The sequence below is a fragment of the Thermanaerothrix daxensis genome (assembly GCF_001306145.1).
GTDB lineage: Bacteria > Chloroflexota > Anaerolineae > Anaerolineales > Anaerolineaceae > Thermanaerothrix > Thermanaerothrix daxensis.
On record NZ_LGKO01000002.1, the window covers coordinates 918,860 to 941,772 of the forward strand.

Consider the following 22,913-nt stretch of genomic DNA (forward strand, 5'->3'; position numbering starts at 1 on the left):
ATCGAATCCGCCCCATCTCCTTATGGAGATGGGGCGGTGTTCTTATAGTAAAATAATACCCGGTGAGAACCCCGATTTTTCAGGGAGGTAGTAGGTCTTATGCAAACATGCTCGCGTTGCCAAACCCAATCCCCCGATACCGTTACGCTTTGTCCAACCTGTGGGGCGGATCTGCGTGAATTTTCGATGACCATGGTGGCGCTCAGGAAAATGCAGGCGAATCCACGGGTTAGTATGATTCGCTTGGCCGTGGCTGCTGATGCGTGTCCGGCATGTCGTAAAATGCATGGTACCTATCCAAAGGATCAGGTGCCGCTTTTACCCACCGCGGGCTGTTCCAATGGTCTGGGATGCCGGTGTTTTTATGAACCGGTTCTGACGGAAATTTATCCTTGAATCTGGCGTATCCAGTTGAGGAGAACCCCTGCCAGTTCGGCGGGAACTTCAAGCATGGGCATATGACCCACCCCAGGTAGTTCAACCCAGGTGGCTGTGGGCAATGATTCCAGCATGGTCTGAATGCGGGTGGGATCAATCAATGGATCAGTCGAGCCGGTGACGACAAGGACGGGAACCCTTATTTCGCGTAGCCATGGATTGGCGTCTTCGCGTTCGGCCATTCCCAATAGGGCTTGAATGGCTGTCTGGGGCGAGCAGGATTGAATGAATAAACGCACTTTTTCTTGCACAGCAGGAGAAGGGGTCAGGCGCTGTGGCATTTCCTCAAGCAGGGGTTGGATGCCTTGCTTTTGGATCTGAGCGACAGTGTGATATCGTGATTCGCGGCGTGCAGGCGAGTCAGGATCAGCGTGTGAGGCAATTAATGCCAGACCGGCCAGACGTTGTGGATATTGATGCGCAAAGGTGAGCGCAATATACCCCCCCATGGAATGGCCGACCAAAATTGCCTGAGGTAGATTTAAGTGATCCATAAGATGGCACACGTCATCGGCTAGGAGGGACATGGTAAAGACATCTGTGCTGGTGGGGGACTCTCCGAAGCCTCGTAAATCCGGTAGTATCATGCGGGCATGAGGGGATATAAAGGGGATGAGTTCATCCCATAGGTGGCGATTGAAGGGAAATCCGTGTAAGAAGATGACGGGTGAGCCGTCCCCATGAATCTCGTAGGTTAGCAGGACGGGTTTGGGATTCATGCTTGACCTCCGTCTAGAGCAGATTTATCCCAGGTAGAAAGCAGATTTTGGGCAAGTTGCAACGCCTCCTCAGGTGTGCTGATCTCGCCGCTGGCCTGGGCTTCTCGAATGGCCTCGAGGAGTCTACCGATCAGAGGACCTGGTCGGAGCCCCAGTGCAGTCATCAGTTCATTCCCTCTCAAGAGGGCAGGGGGGTGAATGGTGCTGTCTTGCTGGTACCACCAGGCTTCTAGGAGTTGCTGACAGATGCTCAATTCCCGTTTCCATACTTCTTGGGGCAATGTCGTGTGGTAAGTAGCCAGCGTATCGGCGAGCGAGAGCAAGCAGATCTCTACACCTGCCAATCCAGTATCACGGAAGAAACGGTAGATCGCTCGGCGACTGAGCGTTTCTTGCCCATTGGCCAGGTAATGAATGCGCATATGATGCCGAACCACTTTTGCGCCATGTTCAATCTCATCGTTGCTAAGGGCCAGAGCGCGAGTGCGTTCTTCAAAATATGTCTGGCTTATGCGCTCATGACCAATAAAACTTAAGCGGCCGTTGGGATGAGCCCCCGCACTTTCGGGCTTGCCACTATCGTGGTAGGCCGCCGCCAGAAACAGCAGTCCCCTTAGGCTGCGATTAGGGTTCAGACGAGCATTAAAGTGGGAGATCAGGTGAGATCGGAAGCGTCCAAGGTACAATGTGGCGCTGCCCATTGTGAGAGAGGCGGCTTTCTCTTCGTTGTAATCAGCAACGAGCACAGCAAAGAGACGCTCAAGATAATCAAGCGTGGCCAGGGTGTGTTCCCAAACATCGAACACGTGAGGCGAAGGTTGGGGTACTCCTTTGAGGGGGGATAATTCGGGAAGGAGGTAGGGAAGAATCCCTAAGCGATCCATCAGTTGGAAAGCGGTTTTTATATCCTCGCCTTCAAGAACGCGAAAAAGTTCATCCCGTTTTCGCTCGGCGGAGACCCGATCCAGCAACGGCACGGCTTGGCGAAGTTGAGTAACGGTTTCAGGGAGGAGATGAAATTTCAAGGCGTTGGCCAGGCGCACTCCACGCACCACACGCAGGGGGTCATCTACAAAGGTGCTCTCCGAACAAGCGCGCAAGCGTTTTTCGCGCAGATCATAGGCCCCTTTGAGAGGATCAATGAGCACATTGGGCTGGCTCACATCTACGGCCATAGCGTTGATGGTAAAATCACGCGCGCGGAGGTCCTGCTCAATCCTTAATCCCCTCAAGCGTGAGAAGTCCAGCGTATAGGTTTGTCCGCTCTCATTCCGTCCCAGGATGCGGTAGGTCTCATGTTCCTCATCCATGGTGTAGAGAGCAGCCCCCAGGGCATTGGCGACGGTACGAGCAACGGTATGTACCTCGTGACTGACCGCAAAATCCAGGTCGTGACTGGATTTTCCCAGCAAAGCATCTCGCAGAGCACCACCTACAAGAAAGATACGCCGATTGGCATGACACAATCGGCGCAACAAGGGGTATAGGGAGGGCGTGGGGAACAATTCCTCAAAAACGATCAGCATTCGTGTCGCATCCGGCTTTGTTGATATTTTTCCTCATTGACGACACCGATGAACGGCAAATTGCGGTAGAGTTCATCCAAATCCAGTCCATAGCCGAACACAAATTTGTTGGGAATGGTGAAACCGACGTAACGCAGGGGCACCTCCACTTCGCGCCGCTCGGCTTTATCCAGGAGCGTGCATACGGCTAGACTGCGGGGTTTGCGGGCCGAAAGTAGGTTGATCACCGAGGCAAGGGTACGACCACTGTCTATGATATCTTCAACGATCAACACATCGCAATTTTCAATGCTGGTATTGAGGTCAAGGGTGATACGTACCTGACCAGTGGATTGGCGACTCCCAGCACCGTAAGAGGAGACGGCCATAAAATCCACCATGTGAGGGATAGTAACGTGGCGAATGAGATCCGTCAGAAACATGACCCCACCGCGCAAGATGCACAGTAGGATCAGTTTTTCTGATTCCTTATAATCGCGACTGATTTGGGCACCCAATTCGGCAACTCGCTGTTGCAGAATCTCTTCCGGAATTAGAACCTCTTCCAAAAATTCCTCATAGTCATGGCACATTGGACATAACTCCTTGAGGGAAAGGCTCAGTCTCGGGGTACAATGTGGTGCTTGCGGCAACGGGCTTCATAAAGCTCGGAAGCGCCCACAATGATGACTGGATCATTGTAGTGTGCAGGTTTGCCGTTGACCAGGCGTTGCGTGCGGCAGGCGGGTTCTCCGCACACCATACAAATGGCTTGTAGTTTATCCACTCGTTCGGCTTGTGCCATTAGGAGGGGCATAAACCCGAAAGGTTCTCCCCGAAAGTCAGTATCCAAACCAGCCACGATAACTCGAACGCCGCGGTTAGCTAGGTCTTGGACTAAGGTCACAATTTCTTCATCAAAAAATTGGGCTTCATCAATCCCCACCACGGTCGTCTCTGGATCAAGATATTGGAGGATATCTCTGGCTTTTTGGATAGGTATGGCATCGAAAGCCGTCCCGGCGTGGGAAGTGACCTGTTCGTTGCCATAGCGTTGGTCAATGACGGGTTTGAAGACCTGCACTTTCTGGCGAGCGATGGTAGCCCGACGCAACCGTCGAATTAATTCATCCGTTTTTCCGCTAAACATGGAGCCAGTAATCACTTCTACTGAGCCAACCTCATGTTTCATGCAGAGCTCCTTGGGTAGGGGGTAGTTGCCGTTGCATTGATTTTAACCCAATCCGCGGACGTTCTAGGGGCAAAGCAAGTAAAAAAATCAGGCAGACGCTGAATTCCGTCTGCCTGATTGGAGAGTTCTGTCTGGACCTAAACGGTAATCTCTTCGGCGGCAGAGGGCAGGGAATAACCCAGCTGGCGCAGACGCTTCTTGAGGTTAATAAGAGATTGACGACCGAATCCTTCAATAGCGAGGAGCGCTGCTTCCCCTTCGGCCAGTTTTTCGAGCACCTGACCCACAGTGGTCAGCCCTGCCTTCTCCAAGGCTTCGGTTGGGCGGGTACCAAGATTTAGATCGGCAATGGGCCGGTTGGGTGAGGTGCGCTCCTGCTCGCGTGCCTTTTGGCTCTCAACATACTCCTGACGGGCTTGCAAGCGCTTGTAGAAGCGGTCTACCTGCCCTTCAATATCCAGAATGCGCTGTTGCTGTCCGGTGAAAAACGGATGGCACTTTGAGCACACTTCGGTGTGGATTTCCTTTTTCGTTGAACCCGTCACCCAGGTGTTGCCACAGGCACAAATCACACGGGCGTCGGGGTAAAATGTCGGATGGATGTCTTTTTTCATAGTTTGCCTTCCTGTCTTGCAGAGTAGGGGGCCGCTGTCCTGAGGTCAATGCCTGCTCAGGCTTCGGCTACAACCGGGATCACGCTGACGCGTTTGCGCCCTCCCGGTAACGTTTCGAATACCACTACGCCGTCAGCGGTTGCAAAGAGGGTATCGTCCTTGCCAATATCAACGTTCAGGCCGGGCTTAATTCGGGTGCCGCGTTGCCGGACAAGGATGTTTCCTGCCAACACATATTGACCAGCAAAGCGCTTCACGCCCAGGCGTTGGGAATTGCTATCACGACCGTTTCGGCTGGAACCGCCACCTTTTTTGTGTGCCATAGGACTACTCCACCACAATAGAATTCACTAAAAGGCGTGTATATTGCTGGCGATGCCCCGTCTTAACGCGGTAGCGCTTCTTGGGACGATACTTGAAGACAATGATCTTGGGGCCCTTGAAGTGCTCCTGGATGGTTGCTTTAACCTGGGCACCGGGTACGGTTGGTGTGCCAACCCGCACCTGACCTTCTTCGGCCACCAGTAAGACCTGGTCAAGAACAACCTGGTCGCCAACCTCGCCGGCAAGTCGGTCGACCTCAAGGGTCGCTCCCTCTGCAACTTTATATTGCTTGCCACCACTCTCTACGATTGCGTACTTCACCATTTCTCATCTCCAATCTTCACTTCGCCGAGTGACACGCGCTTGATAGAACGCCTGTGCCCGGGGAAGTTGGGGATATTATGACACGCGCAAGCCCCAGCGGCAATGCCGGGGCATCGGCAGAAGAACATTATACCTGAGAGGGTCTTACTCTGTCAACATTTGCGCGACTAGTTTTTCGCCGTGGGGGGTAAGAATGCGCACATCCTCGTTGCGTTGGGTGATGCCAAGGGCATCCAAGTGCTCTAGAAATGCCAGCGCAAAGCGGCGGGAGGTTTGAAAATGGTCCCGAAATTGTGCCACGCTGAGCGTAGGGTGAGATTTTAAGTGGGTGACTACAAACTGGATCATAGTCTGATAATCTGCTTTTCGGAAAACTACCTGGTCAGAGACACTAACAAACGTGCCGTTTTCGATCAAGTGGTTGACGACCTCATCACCTACTGCTTCGGCGCATTCTCTGGTGGTTGGGGGTGAAAAAGGGTGTTCAGCAAAACGTTTTAGGAGCACTTCTACCTGGGCGACTTGCTGGGGGGTTAGTTGCGCGCGATGATGAGGTAGGGCGATCATTTGCTTGGATTCACATAAGACTCCTGTGGTTAACCAGCGAGCCAGAGCCGCCTGGAATAACGCGGGAGAGAGTTGCAAGCGACTGCGTAGAGCCTCGCGTGGGATGCCCGGTCGTAAGGGATATTGATGATGATAATGTTGCACTTCGTCCAGGGCTTTCTTTTGCAGGGTTTCCCATTGAGCCACGGTCAGGAGGAACGTCTCATCGTTGGGTGGAGTGATTGGCTCAAGCACAATAAGACGCGCCTTTACCTCAGGCATTTGAAGGAGGGATTGAATTGTCTTGGTGTCGAGGCCGGTGCGCTTCGTTGCCTCGGATAAAGGCAATGGACCAGCAGTATGAAGTGTGTGTAGCAGTAATTCGCTTGGGGTTCCGCGACTCAATGCATCAAGGCGCTCCAGGACTTGGGAGTCAAAGCGACGATAGCGGTGTTGAGGATGAGGGTCGAGCACAATGCCCCCTCCGATGGTTTCACCTGGTGAAGGTCGGCGCAGGATAAAGCGATCTCCGCGCACGGCGACGATTGGAGAATGAGGTTCCAGTTGGATCCAGCCTACATCTCCGGGTTGAAGAGCCTCGGTGCCCAGCACACGAACGCGAGCCAGCACCTCACTGGTTCCAAGAAATAACTTAACCTCACTGTTGTGTTGAAGTGGCATACGGGAGTCGGAAATCAGGCGACACCGGGCATCCAGGCGTTGCGTGGGATGATACAATCCGGGAAAGGTGAGCACATCGCCGCGTTGGATCTGTCCCACTTCAATTCCGGTGATGTTGACGGCGGTGCGACTGCCCGGAAGAGCCCGCTGGGTTTTTTGCTTGTGAGTTTGCAACCCGCGGATGCGTCCTCTTAGCCCGGCAGGGAGGATCTCGACTTCATCCCCCAGACTCAAACTTCCGTCCAGAAGCGTTCCTGTGACAACTGTACCGAATCCGACGATGGAGAAAACTCGATCTATCGGTAAACGTGGCTTTCCCAGGTCGGGTCGAGAGGGGGTGTCTTCCAGAACACGGCTGAGTGTTGCGACTAATACATCTAGTCCGGCACGGGTATGAGCCGATACTCGCACCATTGGGGCATTTTGGAGGGCTGTCCCCCTGACGATGTCGCGCAGATCACTTTCGACCAACTCAAGCCATTCGGGATCATCTACCAGGTCAATTTTGGTCACAACAATGATGCCACGCTCAACACCAAGCAAATCCAGAATGGTTAGATGCTCACGGGTTTGGGGCATCACGCCTTCGTCAGCAGCGACGACCAGTAGAGCCGCGTCAATGCCACCTACACCAGCCAGCATATTTTCAATAAAATCGCGGTGGCCCGGTACGTCAACAATGCCAACACGCTCTCCATTAGGAAGGGTAAGCCAGGCAAAGCCCAAGTCAATAGTCATCTCCCGTTCCCGCTCTTCCTTGAGGCGGTCGGGGTGAATGCCCGTCAGGGCTGCTACCAGGGTTGATTTTCCGTGGTCTACATGACCAGCAGTACCAATAACATGCATGGCAATAACGATCTAGGGGGTCTTCCCCAATAATTGTTCATACGTCTCGAGCAGTTCACGGGAGAAAGCTAGCAACTTTTGCAATCGCTTGTGGGTTTCCTCTCTAAATATGGCCAAAGAGTCCTGCAACTCCTGTGAGAGATCTTCCATGGCCGTGAGACGCTCCCCTAATTGATTTATTAGACGAGTTAAATCCCGATTTTGTTCTTCTTGCACCAGCAGGTAGTTGGTCCATCGTTTTTGGTCATCGGCTTTGAAGCTTGCCCACTCCTGACGGAAGCGATCCTCGACCAGGCGCTGCATCTCGGTAATTTCATTAATACGGCGCTCAAAACGAGCCGTAATTTCTTCAAAAGCCTCCTGAGCACGCTTAAGTGAGCGGTGAGTGGCTTCCAGGGATTGAATTTGAGCATCCAGGTTAGCGGCTGTGGATTCTATTTCTTCGAAGCGTGTTTGCCATTCTTTCCAGACCCGTTCGCGTTCGAGGGCTAACATGTTCTGTTTATCCATGAACGCGATTTGGCTCTGCTTTCGTTCGTTCTCGGCGGCGAGTAGTTCGGCAATGCGTGCTTCCAATTTGCGTTGGGCGTCTCCGATCACATCCATTTTGCCCCGTTGCTCATCCAGGCGCTTGCGTATGGCAGTCACCTCACCCTGCAGGTCAATCACCCTTTTGGCGTCCTGGCGTTGACTTTCTTCCAACAACTTCTGCTGGCGCCGGAACTCCTCATCGGCGCGCTGGTACTGGCTAACTTGTTGTTCTAGTGCATCTATTAGCCTGCTTAGGCGATTCTCTTCTTCAATGCGAGCCTGAAGGTTTTTGCGGAGTTCAGGAATTGCATCTAAGCCTTTACGCACCTCTGCGATGGCTTTATTTAGGGCTTCCAGGTCGGCCAGACGGATACGATCTACTTCACGATCACGCTCAGCGCGTTGCTTTTCCATGTCCTGGATCATACGCGTCAGTTCGACACGCACCTGGGCAATGGCTGTTTCCAGTTGATCAAAGCGACTCAGGTTCGCACTCAATCGTGCCAGTTCGCCTTCCAGCACGGTAATCTGTTGCAGTGAACGCGGGAATCCTTCTTCCAGATCCGCTATACGCTCTTGAAGGGTGGCAATAAGTACTTTGTCTTTGCGGCGTTCCTCTTCAAGCCAGTCCAAGCGCTTAATGAGTTGTTCAAGATCCATGGGGGTCCTTTCCGGAAGCCATCATTGGGATAATTTATTTGCGGGGCTATCCAATTATAGCCAGATTTTAACCACGGTTTTCTAGAATTAGCGTGCCAGATTGAGAAAGCCCTGGGCGGCATACAGCGCGGGTTGAAGGAAAACACCAGGCAACAAACCCAGGCCAATTAACCCGATTATGGCGAGCGGGATTAACCACCCATCAAGTGTTTTTAGACTCTCATCTGGAGGCGCCATGGTTCCATCTCGGGGTTGCATGAGGTAATTGAACAGGCGGATACCATTGAGTAGAAAAAGAAGATTGCCCACGAGCGCGCTGATCAGGGCGGGCAATGACTGTTGGGCCAGAGCAAAGAGGATGCCCTGACGTGCTGGAAAACTAGCTAATAAGGGCAATCCACCTAGGGAGAAGTAACTCGTCAGAACTCCTATGGAGGCCCAAGTTGGCGGTGCCAGCCGATGGAGAGAGATTGGCAGTGCCTCGTTTGGCGTGTGCTGCAAATAAGAGAGACAGTGGGTGATTAAAAATAGCCCTAGAATACGGGCCGGAAGGGTTTCCAGGAACAAGGTAACGCCCTGGGGTGTTCCTAGGGAAAGGGCGATGAGCCCAAAGCCCGTGTCAAAGATCAGGCTTAATCCCAACACCCGCCTCAGGTCAGTCATAAAAAGTGACCACAAACCTGCTAGCAGGAGCATTAGCCATCCGACCAGTTGTAAGCCAGCACCAATAGGGAGAATAGATCGGATCCATGGGAAGCTATTGAAGAAATCTAGCATCACCAGGAACGAAGCGGTGGAGATCAGGCTGAGGAAAAAGCCGCTAGGAAAGATAGGGGTGTCCTGGGGGAGCATAATTACCCAGGTGTGGAATGGGAAAATGGCTAACCACAGGGCAAACCCTACCCCTACCATCAAAACGGCAGGCAGAACGGTCTCAGTCTGCTGAGGGACGCCTTCAATTTGCCCCAACATCCATCCTCCGGTGAGAAGGAGTGGAAGAGCCAAGGTTTGAAGCGTTATAAACCGTAGGATAGCCCGAAATGAAGTCTGGCCTGGGGGGATCAGGGCGGGGATACTGATCAGGACTGCAAGTTCGATGAGAGGGGCTGAGTAAATAAAAGGCTCTACTGCGAACGCTGCAATCATTAAAGCCAGTGCAGCAAGCCCATGGGGGACGAAGAAAGGGGAAAGATGACGGCGTGCTGAGCCCAGGAACCACAAGGTACCCAGACCGTAGAAAAGTACCAAAAGGGGGCGATCAGCGTCTGTCAGGCGTAATTGTCGTCCCAGTACTGTCAGCGCAGGCGCTAATTCAAACGTCCACCCTCCCAGGCGTAATGTATTCCCCAGGGGCAGTATCGCGGCGGCTAGAGTCAGAAAAATGCACAACCCTGAAGATATGCCAAGCGACAGGCGCTGGTGATGACGCAAGAACCACAATCCAAAAGCGCTAACCAGTGGCAGAATGATCCAGAGCCATGCGGTGCTCATCTCTGACCCTCCGGTAGGGAGTTGAGGAAGGTCAGGTAAGCACCGATGCCCGCAAGCCCCAGTGTAACCAGCGCTAACATGCCGGTCATCAAGACCGAATCAACCAAAAAGGCGTAAATGAGTTCGAAGCCCGATAAGACCTCTAACAAACCGAGTATGGCCATCGAAGGATGGCGTGAAAATCCATTCATGAGCAGACCACACCCTGCCAGAGTAATTCCTGAGCGCAAATAGAGCATTTCCACAGGTAGCCAGGTGGATGGGGATGAAGAGAATGAAAAAGACAATCCTATGATCATTCCACCGCTAAGGAGACGAAACACTTGTTGCGACCAGGAAAAAGAGGCGGGGCGGATTCTGGATGCGTTCCAGAGGGAAGCACCCAGAAGCGCAATGGCTGTCCATCCCACGATAAGTTTTACTAAAGCCAGTCCCAGGCTTAGTGAGGTGCTGACCACCCAGAAAAGAACGGCATATTGAATTGCTATGGCCACCAGACGAAATCGCGGGTCAGTTTCCAATAGGGCAAAAAGGGCGGTAAGAGAGAATAGTGCCAGATGAATCCAGGCTAGGTTCACGGGATGGCTCCACTTGTTCCGAGAATGGAGAATAACAAGGCCAGCAGCACCAACGCCCAAAGGATGCCGCTTTCATCTTCGAGGGTGGCTTCCAGAAGTTGCATGATAGATTTAGTTTGTTTCTGGATAAAAGCAAGCAGATCGAACAGCCAATCAAATGAGAGTACTTGTGCCAGCCAATGTTGGGTCTGCTCGAGCAAGGTGGCTAACCACCTCAGTGAAGCAGGCAACCAGGTTGGCCAGTAAACCAGCCAGAGGATGCCGATCAGTGCTACAAGGGTGGTCAGGCCTGCCATCAGCCAACCCCGGGTGTGGATAGTCGGGTTCAATGCCCACTGCACCCATGCGCCCAGGGGGAGAAGAAAGAGACCCAGACTGTAAACCACAGATATCCAGCGTTCTGAGGTTACCAGAGGGTTGCTGATGTTCTGCGTGTGGCGAAACCATCCAGCGATCAATATGGCCAGAATAAGAGGCCATATCCAAATGCTAGGAAGGTCGGAAAGCCCTTGCCATCCCCCCGCTAGTGGAGTGAAGGGAAGTGTGGAAAAGGTTAATAAGGAGACATAACCAATCCATTGCTTCATGGGGGATGCATAGAGCATAAGCAGTGGCATGGCCCCCATTAGTACGATCATCATTGCCCAGGGGGTAGGGGAAGCCTCCGGGACGAGGACACAAGTGAGGGCCAGGCTACTATACACGCCTATCCAAAAAGGGAGACCTTGTTGGGCATCAGGGCTACGAATCCAAAGCAGCGCACACAGTCCCCCCCACAGTGCAAGGAGAAAGGAAGGGCCTGTAGTATTTATGGATGCGGCCAGGCCGCGATTGGTGATTTGGGTCAGAAGGCTCATACCCAGGATAGGTCCCTGAAAGCTCAATAACGTCCAAACGCCACGTCGCTCACGAAAAGGACGTTGAGAGGAAGAACCCAGCGGGATCAACCCCATGCGTAGTCCTATTGCCAGGAGGAAAAGTAGAGCCGTGGATTGCGTCCAGGATTGGGGGGAGAGTTGGGGGGCGGGCGGAGCCTGATTCAGGGCTACCCAAAGAATGAGGAATGTGCTGGCCAGGCGGCTTAGCCATTGAACGGTGTTCTGCCGCGCACTCGTTTTCAGTATCAGATGGGAGATAAGTAAAGCCATACCGTCCAGAATTGTCCAGGTCAGGGCGATGGCAATGGCGTCATTGGCGGAGAGCGCCAGGATCAACAACCCAATTCCAAGTAAATTAATGGCCCAATTCGTAGGATAGCTTTGTAAGGTAAGACGGGATGGCGCCGTCAAAAAAATCGCTAACCCCAAGGTCAGGGTGATGAGAACATAGGGCCAGCGATTGAGATCCAGGGTGAAGGAGAGTAGGGCCGGAAGGGGAATACCGTGAGGAAGCCAGGGAAGTTGTACCTCAAGCAGTGTCCCTCTCCAGGTATTTACCAGGCTCAGCCCCCAGGCGATCAGCGAAGTGAAAAAGCCTAACAGCCATGCCAGGCCAACGCCACGCTGCGACCGCTGAACCAGCCCTATCCCCGCTGCACCAAGAAGGGGGATACCTACGAGGAGTGCTAGACTCATGGGGGTTAGGGATTAAAGAATTTCTGCAAAAGGCTTTCGGTGCAGGAAACGCCCCATACCGGGCCGACCTCGCCATTCTCGTCCATCTACAATCAAATTACCGCGTAGAAACACCTTTTCAGGGAAACCAGTGAGTTCCCAACCCTCAAATAGGTTATAGTCGGTTCGATGGTGGGCATAGGCGACGCCGTATTTCACCTGTTTATTGGGATCCCAGATAACAATATCTGCATCGGCGCCAGGCATTAGGCTGCCCTTTCTGGGATAAAGGCCGAAGATTTTGGCGGGGTTTGTGCTGGTGAGGGCCACAAACTGGTTGGGTGTCATCTTGCCCGAAGAGACCGCTGCTGTCCAAAACACGGGCAGGCGATCGCCGACCACGGGTAACCCATTGGGTATCTTGGTGAAGTCATCTTTACCCAACTCTTTGCCTGGAATCTGCACGGGTTGCCCCTCGTAGAGGATAGGTTGGGTACCATCGTAGAAAAATGGACAGTGATCCGTTGCCAGAACCTGAATGGTTCCATCCAAAAGTCCTTCCCAGAGGCGTTGATTGTCTGCTAACGTGCGCATGGGAGGGGAGCAAATCCATTTGGCCCCATCAGGGCGCCTCAGATGCTCGATAGTAAAGAAAAGGTATTGGGGGCATGTTTCTCCCATAATCGGCAGCCCTTTGTCCCGCGCGTAGGCCAGTTGATCCACTTCTCCTGCTGCGTTCATGTGGACGACGTATAGGGGCGCTTCAGCCTGAGCGGCAAGCGCTGCGCCGCGTAGAAGTGCCTCAACCGCGCCCCAAGCCGGGCGAGTAAGCGCATGCCATTCGGGAGTGGTGTGACCAGCGGCTAGAGCCTCTGCAACCAGTATATCAATGACATCTCCATTCTCTGCATGCAGCATGGTCAACATCCCGTGTTTGCCAGCAATGCGCATAACTTGGAATATTTCTCCATCTTGGAGTCGTAGGCGATTGTTATAGGCGGTAAACACTTTTAAGGTAGTGATTCCCTCGTCAATCAGAAGGGGAATTTCAGCGGCTACCTGGGCATCGAAACGGGTGATGTTCATGTGGAAACTAAAGTCAATGGCGGCTTTTGAGTCGGCTTTGGCATGCCACGCCTCCACATTAGCACGTAGCGAGGGCAGGTCTTGTGGGACAAAGTCAATCACAGTGGTCGTGCCCCCAAAAGCTGCGGCTTTATGACCAGTGTAGTGATCGTCCGAGGAAACAGTGCCGAACATGGGCAGGTCAAAGTGGGTATGAACGTCAATGCCGCCTGGTAAAACCAGTTTGCCCTGAGCATCAATAATCAGCGCGTTTTCGGATGCGGATAAGGCATGACCAATAAGAGCGATTTTCTCGCCCTCAATCAACAAATCGGCTTGAATAGTTTCGGAAGCCGTGACCAACGTGCCCGATTTGATCAATATTTGCATATTGCCTCCTCTGAGTTGCTACCATTGGGGAGAAGGGATGGGTGAACCCCTCATAATTTTACCAGAGCTCTTAGCAACCCATGGGCTTAGGCTAAAGCGTGTCTAAGAATCCCAGGAACGCGAGCATGTCGGAGTCTAGATCATCCAAAGCCATGGGCAGTGGCTTGGTCTCATAAGAGGTGGGGAGAGAGGTGCGCTCGCGCAATGATTTCCAAACCAGGGTGCGCTCCTCGCCACTAAGGGCAAGATCTTGGAGGCGCGTAGCACGAGACAAGAGTTCGCCAGTGGTATAAAGGAAGGTTAACCGTCGCCATGTATCTGCTACGATGGCGCAAGGTAAACGCTGGAGCGCTCCTATCTGGATTTTATAGTATTCCTCATCGGCACGGGGGTGATCGGGTTCATCACGCAATAACTCACGACGCAAGACCAGTTCATGCCCATACACTGGGGCAATGTAGTTGATGCGCCACCGCTCCGCGTGGCTGAAAGCGGCGGTTTGGTAAAAGGCAAGATAGTCTACCGCCACTACTTTAGGAGCAGATTTTAGCGGAATGCGGTACCAGCCCAAAACACGGGCAATTTCCAGATCGCGTCGGGAAGGCAGAATCGCTACCAGGATTAGCGCGGTTGGAGGTGGGTAGGCGGAAAAGGAATTATTCACGTCCATTGGGTATGGAAGATGCCCTCCCGATCCAGCCGCCGGTAGGTATGAGCGCCAAAGTAGTCGCGCTGTGCCTGAATGAGGTTAGCCGGTAAACGAGCGCTTCGGTAGGCATCATAGTATGCCAGGGCTGTGCTCATTCCCATCATGGGGATGCCAAGGTCGAGGCCGATTTTGAGTACCTCGCGTAGGGCGTTGTGGTGTGAGGCGAGGGCTTCGCGGAAAACTGGAGCCAGCAGTAGATTTACCAGCCCCGGTTCACGCTGATAAGCCAACGTGATGTCGCTGAGCAGTCGAGCGCGAATAATGCAACCCGCTCGCCAAATTGCTGCTAAGCGGTCCAATTTCAGGTTGTATCCGTATTCTTGGGATGCCTGACGGAGCAATCCCATGCCCTGGGCGTAAGCGATGATTTTACTGGCATATAGCGCCTTACGGGTCAGGTGGAGCAGATGCTCAGGATCGCCCCGAAAAGTCTGGGTGGGTCCCCTGAGAACCTGACTGGCCTGGACGCGCTCTTGTTTCAGCGCGGAAAGGATACGCATATCTACGGCTGCGCTGATGGTGGGTACCGCCGCGCCAATATCGAGGGCATTCTGGCTAGTCCACTTTCCGGTGCCCTTCTGCTGAGCTTCATCCATAATGAGATCTACCAGAGGTTGGCCCGTTTCCTCGTCTATCTTGCGCAGTACCTCGGCAGTGATTTGTATTAGGTAAGATTGCAATTCACCCTGGTTCCATTCAGCGAAGATCTCGGCCAGTTGGGGGGCAGAGAGCCCCAAAGCACGTTTGAGCAGGTCGTAAGTTTCGGCAATTAACTGCATGTCGGCATATTCAATGCCGTTGTGCACCATCTTTACATAGTGTCCTGCGCCGCGTGGGCCGATGTAATCAACGCAGGGTTCTCCATCTTCGGCCTTAGCGGCGATATCTCGAAGCATTGGTGCAAGACTCTCCCAGGCCTGGAGGGGACCGCCAGGCATCAGGCTGGGACCCCACAAGGCACCCTCCTCTCCGCCTGAGATGCCCATTCCTACGTATAGAATGCCAGCACCCTTGAGGGTTTCATGGCGGCGCTCGGTATCCTGGAAGTAGGAATTTCCTCCATCAATGAGTATATCCCCTGATTGCAGGAAAGGTCGCAAGCTGGTTATCATTTCATCGACGGCCTGACCGGCCTGGACCATGAGGAGAATCCGTCGGGGGCGCTCCAGGTTAGCGCACAGTTCCTCGAGCGAAAAGGTACCGATAAGTCGTCGCTCTGGCCCGGCACTGGCAATCATGTTGCGGGTTTTTTCTGCTGTGCGGTTATATACGGCTACCCAGTACCCATGCCGTTCAAAGTTAAGAGCCAGATTATGGCCCATTACGCCCAGACCAACTACGCCAATATTTGCTTTCCTCATAGGATCACTCCATTTGTGTGCTCAATTTTGAGAAGGCGGCTAAATATTGGCTAGATTATACTGCGAGTATTCTATAAACCAGGAGGGGGTAAATAAAAAAAACGGCCTTGACGAGCCGGTTTCAGGGACGTAACGGGGGAGGAGTCATTGCAAGGGGCTGGGTATTTGCCTTGAGGGTTCGTCGTAAGAGGGTGTGCAAGTGGGCAACCAGAATGCTCGCGGACACCGGTTTGATCAGGTAATCATCTGCGCCAGCATCCAGAGCAGCGGCTACGTGACCGGGTTGATCAAGTGCCGAGAGGATCAGGATCGGGACGTTGCTAAAACTGCGGATCTCCTGGCACACTTTCCATCCATCCATCTCGGGCATGACTAAATCCAGGATAACCACATCGGGTTGCTGTTCTTGAACTTTCTGAATGCCCTCACTACCTGAAGTGACCTGATCAATATCAGCGACGACATTCATGGTTTGGAGAATAGCCTTGAGAAGATCTGCAGTTGTGGGATCATCATCTATGACCAGCAGATGCATGGTTGCCTCCAGTCCGGGTTACAATCTCTATTATCTTCGTTTTGACGTAAAAAAGACCTTGCAAATGGTTTACAGTTGGTTAGAGGCTAGAAGTGGGTGAATATTGCCCGGCTGCAATGTTGTGTGAACAAAGGGGGTGATTCGTGCGAAAAATCACATGGCTTTGTGGTAAAATTGAAAACTTGATAGGCTGGATCAACCCCCACTCAAGTGTGGGTATAAAAACGGCATTTTGTTCACACAAGGAGGATCATCTAATCATGAAGAAGTGGGTATATCTCTTCCACGAACTTGATGAAGTTGAAAAGTATGTTGGTGGAAAATGGGATGACGTCCGAGGATTGCTGGGTGGTAAGGGGGCTAACCTGGCCGAGATGACGCGTTTAGGAGTGCCCGTACCGCCTGGGTTTACGGTTACAACCGAGGCCTGCAATGCTTACCTCAAGGCTGGCGGTAAGTTCCCCGAGGGTTTGTGGGAACAGATGATGGAGGCCATGGCTGAGGTTGAGAAGTTAACAGGCAAGAAATTTGGCAGTCCCGAGAATCCCCTGCTGGTGTCCTGTCGCTCGGGGGCTAAGTTCTCGATGCCGGGCATGATGGATACCGTCCTCAACATTGGCCTGAATGATGAAACAGCGCAGGCTATGATCCGGCTAACCAATAATCCTCGCTTTGTTTATGATGCCTATCGCCGTTTGGTACAGATGTTTGGCTCAGTTGTGTTGGGGATTCCGGATGAGGCTTTCGAGGAGGTGCTCGACGAGTTCAAGCGCGAGCGCGGAGCCAAGGCTGATACGGACCTTACTGCTGAGGATCTCAAGGAATTGACTGAAGCCTTTAAGAAGGTTGTCCGTAAGCACAAGGGCTTTGATTTTCCCTCCGATCCTTATGAGCAATTGCGGCTGGCGACCGAAGCGGTCTTCAAATCCTGGAACGGCAAACGGGCAGTGGACTATCGCCGCGCAACCGGCATCCCCGATGATTTGGGTACGGCCGTCAACATTGTAACCATGGTTTTCGGTAATATGGGCTGGGATTCGGGTACCGGTGTGGCTTTCACCCGCGATCCCTCTACTGGCGAGAAGAAACTCTATGGGGAATACCTGCTCAACGCGCAGGGTGAGGACGTGGTGGCGGGCATCCGCAACACCGAGAAGATCGAGAATCTGGCCAATCAACTCCCCGAGGCATATAAGCAATTTTTGGAGATTTGCGAGAAGCTGGAACGGCATTACCGCGATATGCAGGATGTGGAGTTCACCATCGAGCGGGGGCGCTTGTGGATGCTACAAACCCGCAATGGTAAGCGCACCGCTCGGGCAGCCGTTAAAATCGCGGTGGATATGGTGAATGAAGGGCTCATTACCAAAGAAGAGGCGGTTTTGCGCGTGTCCCCAGATCAGGTGGATACTCTCTTGCATCCGCAGTTTGATCCCAAGGTCATTCAGGAAGCCAAAAAGGAAGGACGGCTCTTTGCTACGGGTGTTAATGCTTCACCAGGTGCCGCAGTAGGGCAGGTGTACTTCGATGCTGATACGGCAGAGCGAATGGCGAAAGAATTCAAACAAGATGTTATTATGGTGCGTCCTTTCACTAAGCCCGATGATGTTCACGGTATGCTAGCCGCCAAGGGTATTCTGACCAGTGAAGGTGGCGCAACCTCGCATGCAGCCGTAGTAGCCCGTCAGTTTGGTGTGCCTTGTGTGGTAGGAGCCTCCTCCATCCAAATTGATCTTGACAAACGGGTCATGAATGCTAATGGCGTTATTGTCCGTGAGGGCGAGTGGATCTCGCTGGATGGTGGTACAGGTGAGGTGTTCCTGGGCAAACTGCCTATGACGGCGCCCTCGCTGGAAGAGCAGCGCGATCTGATGACCCTGTTAGAGTGGGCGGATGAAATTTGTGCCCGACCCGGTATCCGCCAGGGACCTGAGGGTTTCCCGACCACCGGGTTGCAGGTTTGGGCGAATGCCGATTATCCAAAGGACGCACGCCGTGCACGCGCCTATGGCGCTAAAGGCATTGGCTTGTGCCGCACTGAGCATATGTTCTTTGAGCCAGAACGCTTGCCAATCGTGCAGCGTATGATCCTGGCCAAGACGAGCGAAGAACGCAAACAGGCCCTGGATGAGTTGTTACCTTTCCAGCGTGCGGACTTTGAAGGCCTGTTTGAAGCAATGGATGGATATCCGGTCATCATTCGCCTGATTGACCCGCCGTTGCATGAGTTCTTGCCCTCGGAGAAAGAATTGCAGGAGCAGATCATTACCAAGCGTCTGCAGAATCTGGCCGATTATGTTCTGGGCAAGGGAGAAGGCAAGGACGTTGTTGAATTAGAGAAGATGCTCACAGCAGTTGAGGCCATGCATGAATCAAACCCGATGATGGGGCTGCGTGGCGTGCGCCTGAGCATTGTGATGCCCGAGATTGTCGAGATGCAGGTGCGGGCGATCTTTGAGGCGGCTGCCAATGTAACCCTGCGCGGTATTAAGGCCAAACCTGAGGTGATGATCCCGCTGACCGGCCACATCAACGAATTGAAATGGATTCAGCCGCGCCTTGAGGAGATTGCTAAGGAGGTGATGAAGGAGAAGGGGGTTGAATTCCCCTACAAGTTCGGTACCATGATCGAGGTACCGCGGGCTGCCGTGACTGCAGGCGAAATTGCCCAGATCGCTGAGTTCTTCTCCTTCGGCACCAATGACCTCACCCAAATGACTTTTGGTTACAGCCGAGATGATGCGGAGCGCTCTTTCCTGGTCAAATACGTTGAGTTAGGTGTGCTCCCCAAGAATCCCTTCCAAACTCTGGATCGAGAAGGTGTGGGCCGTCTGATGAAGATGGCGATTGAAGAAGGGCGCAAGACCCGTCCGGATCTTGAGGTAGGTATCTGTGGCGAACATGGTGGTGACCCTGCTTCCATCGAGTTCTGCCATCTGGTAGGAAACAACTACGTCTCGTGCTCGCCGTTCCGTGTACCGGTGGCCCGCTTGGCGGCAGCACACGCGGCTCTCAAGCACGCAGCAAAATAGGGGCTCGGCTCGGGAGCGAAACGGGCGAGGATTTTCCTCGCCCGTTTTTCGTTTTTCTTGACAGATTGCCGGGTTGAATTATAATATGGCTCGAAAAGCGATCCTCGCTAGCTCAATCGGCAGAGCGGGCGGCTGTTAACCGCTAGGTTCCAGGTTCGAGTCCTGGGCGAGGAGCCTTGAAAGGCAATCTGGCGTGCCCATCGGGTTTACCGAAAGGGCAGTGTTTTTTAATTTGGGGGGAAATGAATCAAGTCCAACCCTTGAGAAGGGGCAAATTACCAAAATTCACCCAAATTTGCGAGTTTCTCTTTGCATCTCTCATGCTAAAATCTTAGTACGCGGCTATACCTCAGACAATCCTCTCAGGAGGTCCATATGTCTAATCTTAAAACCACTCTGGCGGGTTACATTACTTATCGCGGTCGTGAGGGGCATTGGAGTTTTCTGCTTCACCGCATAACCGGCCTGGGCGTGGTGTTGTTTCTCACCATCCACATTATTGACATCGCGTTCGTTTATTTCAACCCTGACCTGTTCATGAAGGCCATTGAGATTTATCGTTCTACCCTTTTCGGCATTGGAGAAATTTTTCTGGTCTTTTGTGTGTTCTACCACGGGGTCAACGGTTTGCGCATTGCTTATTTGGATCTCTTTAAACCGCAAGGTTGGCATGTTGAAAGCCAGCGTCGTTCCGCCCGCTGGACACTGACGATCGCTTTGATTTTGTGGTTGCCTTCTGCATTTTGGATGTTGCGTAACCTTCTCATGCACAATTACGGGCTTTTTGGAGGTTAGGAGGTGGTCATGGCGAGTTTTACTCAAACTCTTCGACGCGTGCGGGTTAAGCCAAATTACGAGACAATTGCCTGGAAATGGATGCGCTATAGCGCCTTTGCCATGATCCCCCTGGTGTGGGGGCACATGATTTTACAGGATGTGATTGTGGGCGTGCATCGTATTGATCTGGACTATGTGGCGATGCGCTGGGCTAGCCTTTTCTGGCGTATTTATGACGCCTTATTGTTAGGTTTTGCCTTCGCCCATGGGGTAAATGGCCTGCGCCAGGTGTTGAATAATTTCATTCATGGCGATCGGGCGCGCAAAGTGATGAATTGGCTGCTTTTCCTCTTCTGGCTAGTCATTACCCTCATAGGGGGAGCGGCGCTGATTGCTGGTGTAAATCGGGCTTTTCCTTTACCTTAGGTGTTGGAGGCGGTGGCATGGTTCACACCCATACGTTTGATGTTGTCATTGTTGGTGGAGGCGGTGCGGGCTTGATGGCCGCTTTATATGCTTCTAAAAAAGCGCGCACCGCCGTGGTGAGCAAACTCTATCCCACCCGTTCACATACGGGAACGGCGCAAGGGGGCATTGGGGCAGCGCTTGGGAATTTGGAAGAAGATCATTGGGAATGGCATGCGTTTGATACTGTCAAAGGCAGTGATTATTTGGGAGATCAAGATGCGATTGAGTTCATGTGCCGGGAGGCCATTCAGGCGGTTTATGACCTGGAGCACATGGGGTTACCGTTCTCGCGTACTCCGGAGGGCCGCATTGATCAGCGCTTTTTTGGGGGGCATACCAATAACGTAACCGGTAAGCCGGTCCGACGTTCGTGCTACGCTGCCGACCGCACCGGGCACATGATTCTCCAGACTCTGTATCAGCAGTGCATCAAGAATGGGATTCGCTTCTTTGATGAGTTTCAGGTGATGGACCTATTGATCCAAAATGGGGCGGTTGCGGGCGTAGTGGCAGTGGAACTGGCGACGGGTGATCTGCATGTCTTTCACAGCAAGGCTGTGGTTTTCGCGACTGGCGGCCATGGGCGCATGTGGGAGGTTACTTCTAATGCATATGCCTATACTGGTGATGGCGTAGCCGTTACGCTGCGCCGTGGGATTCCGGCTGAAGACATGGAATTTTTCCAATTTCATCCCACTGGTATTTACAAGTTGGGCATCCTGATTACTGAGGCCGTTCGTGGCGAAGGTGGGGTGCTCATCAACGGGAAGGGGGAGCGTTTTATGGAACGTTATGCGCCCCGCATTAAAGATCTGGCTTCGCGCGATGTGGTAAGTCGAGCGATTTACTTAGAAATCAAAGAGGGGAGAGGAGTCAATGGCAAGAACTACCTTTACCTGGATGTTCGCCCTGAAACGGTAAACTACTACGCGGAAAAAGACGGCCGTACCCGTCCGGATGGATCGCCTTACCGTGTGACAGCAGAGGAGATTCTTGCAAAGATCCCTGATATTACCGATTTTTGCCGTACTTATTTGGGGGTAGATCCGGTTAAGGACCTAATTCCGATCCAGCCGACAGCCCACTATGCCATGGGGGGAATCCCCACCAATAAGTACGCCGAGGTTGTGATTGACTCCCAGAATACTGTATTGCCCGGTTTATATGCCGCTGGGGAGTGTGCTTGCGTGTCCGTGCATGGGGCCAATCGTCTAGGCACTAATTCGCTGGTAGACCTGGTGGTATTTGGAAAGTACGCGGGCATTAAGGCGGCTGAATATGCAAATGGGGTGGATTTTCAACCCTTGCCAGAAGATCCGACCGACTTCACCCGCCAGCAAATTGATGCCCTGCGTCAGGGTGATGGGCGCGAGAAGGCGGCTCAGATTGGACGCGAATTGCGGCATCTGATGTTTGACAAGGTTGGGGTATTTCGCACCGAAGAGGGGCTGCGGGAGGCGGTTGAGGAAATCAAAGAGTTGCGCGAGCGCTTTCGTCATGTCCGTGTGAGTGATAATGGCCGGGCTTTTAATACAGAGTTGCTCAATACTTGGGAATTAGGAAATTTGCTCGATCTTGCTCTGGTGACAGCCGTTTCGGCGCTGGCGCGGAAGGAGAGCCGTGGGGCACACGCGCGCGAGGATTATCCCGAGCGAGATGACGTGAACTGGCTAAAACATACCCTGGCATGGTTGGATGGAGAGCACGTCCGCCTGGACTATAAACCGGTGGTGATCACTCAGTACGTTCCCAAAGAGCGAGTTTATTGATTTATTGAGGAGAGAGGCCATGGAAGTCCGCGTTCGAGTTTTTCGCTTCAACCCTGAAGTTGACCGAAGACCGCGCTATGATGTTTTCACCGTGGAGGCAGAGCCGATGGATCGCGTGCTCGACCTGCTGGAGTACATTCGCGGGGACATAGACGGTACCCTTTCTTTTCGCCGCTCATGTGGACACGGCATATGTGGCTCAGACGCCATGCGGATTAATGGGCGGAACATGTTGGCTTGCAAAGCCCTGGTTAAGAACTTTGGGACCAACGAAATTACCATTGAGCCCCTCCTGGGACTGCGGGTTCTGAAGGATTTAATCGTTGATATGGAACCATTCTTTGAGCACTATCGTTCGGTACTTCCCTACCTCATCAATGACGAGCCGTTGCCAGAGGATGGTCGAGAACGCTTGCAATCTCCAGCGGAACGAGAAAGGTTTGATGATACGACCAAGTGTATTCTGTGTGCTGCGTGCACAACCTCGTGTCCTTCTTTCTGGGCAGATGGGCGTTATGTGGGACCGGCGGCAATTGTTAATGCCCATCGTTTCATTTTTGATAGTCGTGATCGTGGGGCTGCTCAGCGCCTTGAGATCCTCAACCAGCAAATGGGGGTTTGGCGCTGTCGGACGGCATTTAACTGTACGGAGGCCTGCCCGCGGGAAATTAAGATCACCCAGGCTATTGCTGAGGTGAAACGAGCCATTCAGACGGGGCGCTTAGATTGAGATAAAGACCTTAAAAAGGCCAGATGCCAGGGTGAGGGGGGCACCCTGACATCTGGCAATTTAAATTTACCATAG

Annotated in this window: 22 protein-coding genes, 1 tRNA gene and 1 pseudogene; 7 read left to right on the forward strand and 17 right to left on the reverse strand. The window is 52.9% G+C overall.

Annotated elements, in window-relative coordinates; all coding sequences use genetic code 11:
* The first annotated feature begins 99 nt into the window (after window positions 1–99).
* On the forward strand, window positions 100–396 hold the full coding sequence (locus tag SE15_RS14885) for a double zinc ribbon domain-containing protein (protein WP_054520910.1): 297 nt from the start codon (window positions 100–102) through the stop codon (window positions 394–396).
* Here SE15_RS14885 and SE15_RS04580 read toward each other — a convergent pair.
* The 17 genes and pseudogenes from SE15_RS04580 to SE15_RS04655 form a co-directional block, all read right to left on the reverse strand.
* Window positions 387–1,157 carry an alpha/beta fold hydrolase gene (locus tag SE15_RS04580; protein WP_054520911.1) on the reverse strand — a complete coding sequence of 257 codons (771 nt, stop codon included), beginning with the start codon at window positions 1,155–1,157 and terminating at the stop codon, window positions 387–389. The two genes, SE15_RS14885 and SE15_RS04580, sit on opposite strands and share 10 nt — an antisense overlap.
* Complete coding sequence (locus tag SE15_RS04585) at window positions 1,154–2,683, reverse strand: CCA tRNA nucleotidyltransferase (protein WP_054520912.1); 1,530 nt, start codon at window positions 2,681–2,683, stop codon at window positions 1,154–1,156. Before SE15_RS04585 ends, SE15_RS04580 begins: the two co-directional genes overlap by 4 nt.
* On the reverse strand, window positions 2,677–3,255 hold the full coding sequence (gene hpt, locus SE15_RS04590) for a hypoxanthine phosphoribosyltransferase (protein ID WP_054520913.1): 579 nt from the start codon (window positions 3,253–3,255) through the stop codon (window positions 2,677–2,679). Before hpt ends, SE15_RS04585 begins: the two co-directional genes overlap by 7 nt.
* Before the next feature lie 26 nt (window positions 3,256–3,281).
* A complete protein-coding gene (locus tag SE15_RS04595) occupies window positions 3,282–3,854 on the reverse strand; it encodes a thymidine kinase (RefSeq protein ID WP_054520914.1) in 573 nt (190 codons plus the stop codon).
* A gap of 137 nt (window positions 3,855–3,991) precedes the next feature.
* On the reverse strand, window positions 3,992–4,276 hold the full coding sequence (locus SE15_RS14705; protein ID WP_236689994.1) for a DNA-directed RNA polymerase subunit alpha C-terminal domain-containing protein: 285 nt from the start codon (window positions 4,274–4,276) through the stop codon (window positions 3,992–3,994).
* Window positions 4,259–4,468, reverse strand: a pseudogene (gene rpmE, locus SE15_RS14710) (50S ribosomal protein L31); the annotation flags it as partial. The pseudogene rpmE and the gene SE15_RS14705, both read right to left, overlap by 18 nt.
* A gap of 56 nt (window positions 4,469–4,524) precedes the next feature.
* Entirely contained in the window at window positions 4,525–4,791 is a 267-nt protein-coding gene (rpmA, locus tag SE15_RS04605) for a 50S ribosomal protein L27 (RefSeq protein WP_054520915.1), read from the reverse strand.
* 4 nt (window positions 4,792–4,795) lie between these two features.
* Window positions 4,796–5,116: a 50S ribosomal protein L21 gene (rplU, locus tag SE15_RS04610; protein WP_054520916.1), complete on the reverse strand. Its 321-nt coding sequence runs from the start codon at window positions 5,114–5,116 to the stop codon at window positions 4,796–4,798.
* Between the two features lie 144 nt (window positions 5,117–5,260).
* Window positions 5,261–7,189, reverse strand: a complete 1,929-nt coding sequence (selB, locus tag SE15_RS04615) for a selenocysteine-specific translation elongation factor (protein WP_054520917.1) — start codon at window positions 7,187–7,189, stop codon at window positions 5,261–5,263.
* Window positions 7,190–7,201: 12 nt separating this feature from the next.
* Entirely contained in the window at window positions 7,202–8,380 is a 1,179-nt protein-coding gene (locus SE15_RS04620) for a coiled-coil domain-containing protein (RefSeq protein ID WP_054520918.1), read from the reverse strand.
* Between the two features lie 87 nt (window positions 8,381–8,467).
* Entirely contained in the window at window positions 8,468–9,871 is a 1,404-nt protein-coding gene (locus tag SE15_RS04625; protein ID WP_054520919.1) for a proton-conducting transporter transmembrane domain-containing protein, read from the reverse strand.
* A complete protein-coding gene (locus SE15_RS04630; RefSeq protein ID WP_054520920.1) occupies window positions 9,868–10,449 on the reverse strand; it encodes a hypothetical protein in 582 nt (193 codons plus the stop codon). Before SE15_RS04630 ends, SE15_RS04625 begins: the two co-directional genes overlap by 4 nt.
* Window positions 10,446–12,023, reverse strand: coding sequence for a DUF2339 domain-containing protein (locus SE15_RS04635; protein WP_054520921.1), 1,578 nt, complete (start codon window positions 12,021–12,023; stop codon window positions 10,446–10,448). The genes SE15_RS04630 and SE15_RS04635 overlap by 4 nt, the downstream gene beginning before the upstream one ends.
* A 12-nt stretch (window positions 12,024–12,035) precedes the next feature.
* The gene (gene hydA, locus SE15_RS04640; protein WP_054520922.1) at window positions 12,036–13,457 is read right to left on the reverse strand and encodes a dihydropyrimidinase; all 1,422 of its coding nucleotides are present in this window, start codon (window positions 13,455–13,457) and stop codon (window positions 12,036–12,038) included.
* 91 nt (window positions 13,458–13,548) lie between these two features.
* Window positions 13,549–14,127 (reverse strand): hypothetical protein, encoded by a 579-nt coding sequence (locus SE15_RS04645; RefSeq protein ID WP_054520923.1) that lies wholly within the window; start codon window positions 14,125–14,127, stop codon window positions 13,549–13,551.
* The gene (gndA, locus tag SE15_RS04650; RefSeq protein WP_054520924.1) at window positions 14,118–15,527 is read right to left on the reverse strand and encodes an NADP-dependent phosphogluconate dehydrogenase; all 1,410 of its coding nucleotides are present in this window, start codon (window positions 15,525–15,527) and stop codon (window positions 14,118–14,120) included. Before gndA ends, SE15_RS04645 begins: the two co-directional genes overlap by 10 nt.
* Window positions 15,528–15,648: 121 nt before the next feature.
* Window positions 15,649–16,062: a response regulator transcription factor gene (locus tag SE15_RS04655; protein WP_054520925.1), complete on the reverse strand. Its 414-nt coding sequence runs from the start codon at window positions 16,060–16,062 to the stop codon at window positions 15,649–15,651.
* Between the two features lie 260 nt (window positions 16,063–16,322).
* Between SE15_RS04655 and ppdK the strand changes: the two genes are divergently transcribed.
* From ppdK to SE15_RS04685, 6 genes are all read left to right on the forward strand, one after another.
* Complete coding sequence (gene ppdK / locus SE15_RS04660) at window positions 16,323–19,094, forward strand: pyruvate, phosphate dikinase (RefSeq protein WP_054520926.1); 2,772 nt, start codon at window positions 16,323–16,325, stop codon at window positions 19,092–19,094.
* Window positions 19,095–19,195: 101 nt separating this feature from the next.
* Window positions 19,196–19,268: transfer RNA gene (locus tag SE15_RS04665), tRNA-Asn, on the forward strand.
* A gap of 201 nt (window positions 19,269–19,469) precedes the next feature.
* Complete coding sequence (sdhC, locus tag SE15_RS04670) at window positions 19,470–19,889, forward strand: succinate dehydrogenase, cytochrome b556 subunit (protein ID WP_054520927.1); 420 nt, start codon at window positions 19,470–19,472, stop codon at window positions 19,887–19,889.
* A gap of 9 nt (window positions 19,890–19,898) precedes the next feature.
* Window positions 19,899–20,297 (forward strand): succinate dehydrogenase, hydrophobic membrane anchor protein, encoded by a 399-nt coding sequence (locus SE15_RS04675; protein WP_054520928.1) that lies wholly within the window; start codon window positions 19,899–19,901, stop codon window positions 20,295–20,297.
* 17 nt (window positions 20,298–20,314) lie between these two features.
* A complete protein-coding gene (locus SE15_RS04680; RefSeq protein WP_054520929.1) occupies window positions 20,315–22,108 on the forward strand; it encodes an FAD-dependent oxidoreductase in 1,794 nt (597 codons plus the stop codon).
* A 19-nt stretch (window positions 22,109–22,127) separates the two neighbouring features.
* Window positions 22,128–22,838, forward strand: a complete 711-nt coding sequence (locus tag SE15_RS04685; RefSeq protein ID WP_054520930.1) for a succinate dehydrogenase iron-sulfur subunit — start codon at window positions 22,128–22,130, stop codon at window positions 22,836–22,838.
* Window positions 22,839–22,913 lie beyond the last annotated feature (75 nt).

Bases quoted from the DNA above. Each gene is read 5' to 3' on its own strand.
- hpt (WP_054520913.1), bottom strand. From the start codon at position 3,255: ATGTGCCATGACTATGAGGAATTTTTGGAAGAGGTTCTAATTCCGGAA.
- SE15_RS04585 (WP_054520912.1), bottom strand. From the start codon at position 2,683: ATGCTGATCGTTTTTGAGGAATTGTTCCCCACGCCCTCCCTATACCCC.
- SE15_RS04685 (WP_054520930.1), top strand. From the start codon at position 22,128: ATGGAAGTCCGCGTTCGAGTTTTTCGCTTCAACCCTGAAGTTGACCGA.
- rplU (WP_054520916.1), bottom strand. From the start codon at position 5,116: ATGGTGAAGTACGCAATCGTAGAGAGTGGTGGCAAGCAATATAAAGTT.
- SE15_RS04680 (WP_054520929.1), top strand. From the start codon at position 20,315: ATGGTTCACACCCATACGTTTGATGTTGTCATTGTTGGTGGAGGCGGT.
- SE15_RS04595 (WP_054520914.1), bottom strand. From the start codon at position 3,854: ATGAAACATGAGGTTGGCTCAGTAGAAGTGATTACTGGCTCCATGTTT.
- sdhC (WP_054520927.1), top strand. From the start codon at position 19,470: ATGTCTAATCTTAAAACCACTCTGGCGGGTTACATTACTTATCGCGGT.
- SE15_RS14885 (WP_054520910.1), top strand. From the start codon at position 100: ATGCAAACATGCTCGCGTTGCCAAACCCAATCCCCCGATACCGTTACG.
- SE15_RS04620 (WP_054520918.1), bottom strand. From the start codon at position 8,380: ATGGATCTTGAACAACTCATTAAGCGCTTGGACTGGCTTGAAGAGGAA.
- SE15_RS04635 (WP_054520921.1), bottom strand. From the start codon at position 12,023: ATGAGTCTAGCACTCCTCGTAGGTATCCCCCTTCTTGGTGCAGCGGGG.
- SE15_RS04580 (WP_054520911.1), bottom strand. From the start codon at position 1,157: ATGAATCCCAAACCCGTCCTGCTAACCTACGAGATTCATGGGGACGGC.
- SE15_RS04625 (WP_054520919.1), bottom strand. From the start codon at position 9,871: ATGAGCACCGCATGGCTCTGGATCATTCTGCCACTGGTTAGCGCTTTT.
- SE15_RS04655 (WP_054520925.1), bottom strand. From the start codon at position 16,062: ATGCATCTGCTGGTCATAGATGATGATCCCACAACTGCAGATCTTCTC.
- ppdK (WP_054520926.1), top strand. From the start codon at position 16,323: ATGAAGAAGTGGGTATATCTCTTCCACGAACTTGATGAAGTTGAAAAG.
- hydA (WP_054520922.1), bottom strand. From the start codon at position 13,457: ATGCAAATATTGATCAAATCGGGCACGTTGGTCACGGCTTCCGAAACT.
- selB (WP_054520917.1), bottom strand. From the start codon at position 7,189: ATGCATGTTATTGGTACTGCTGGTCATGTAGACCACGGAAAATCAACC.
- gndA (WP_054520924.1), bottom strand. From the start codon at position 15,527: ATGAGGAAAGCAAATATTGGCGTAGTTGGTCTGGGCGTAATGGGCCAT.
- SE15_RS04675 (WP_054520928.1), top strand. From the start codon at position 19,899: ATGGCGAGTTTTACTCAAACTCTTCGACGCGTGCGGGTTAAGCCAAAT.
- rpmA (WP_054520915.1), bottom strand. From the start codon at position 4,791: ATGGCACACAAAAAAGGTGGCGGTTCCAGCCGAAACGGTCGTGATAGC.
- SE15_RS04645 (WP_054520923.1), bottom strand. From the start codon at position 14,127: ATGGACGTGAATAATTCCTTTTCCGCCTACCCACCTCCAACCGCGCTA.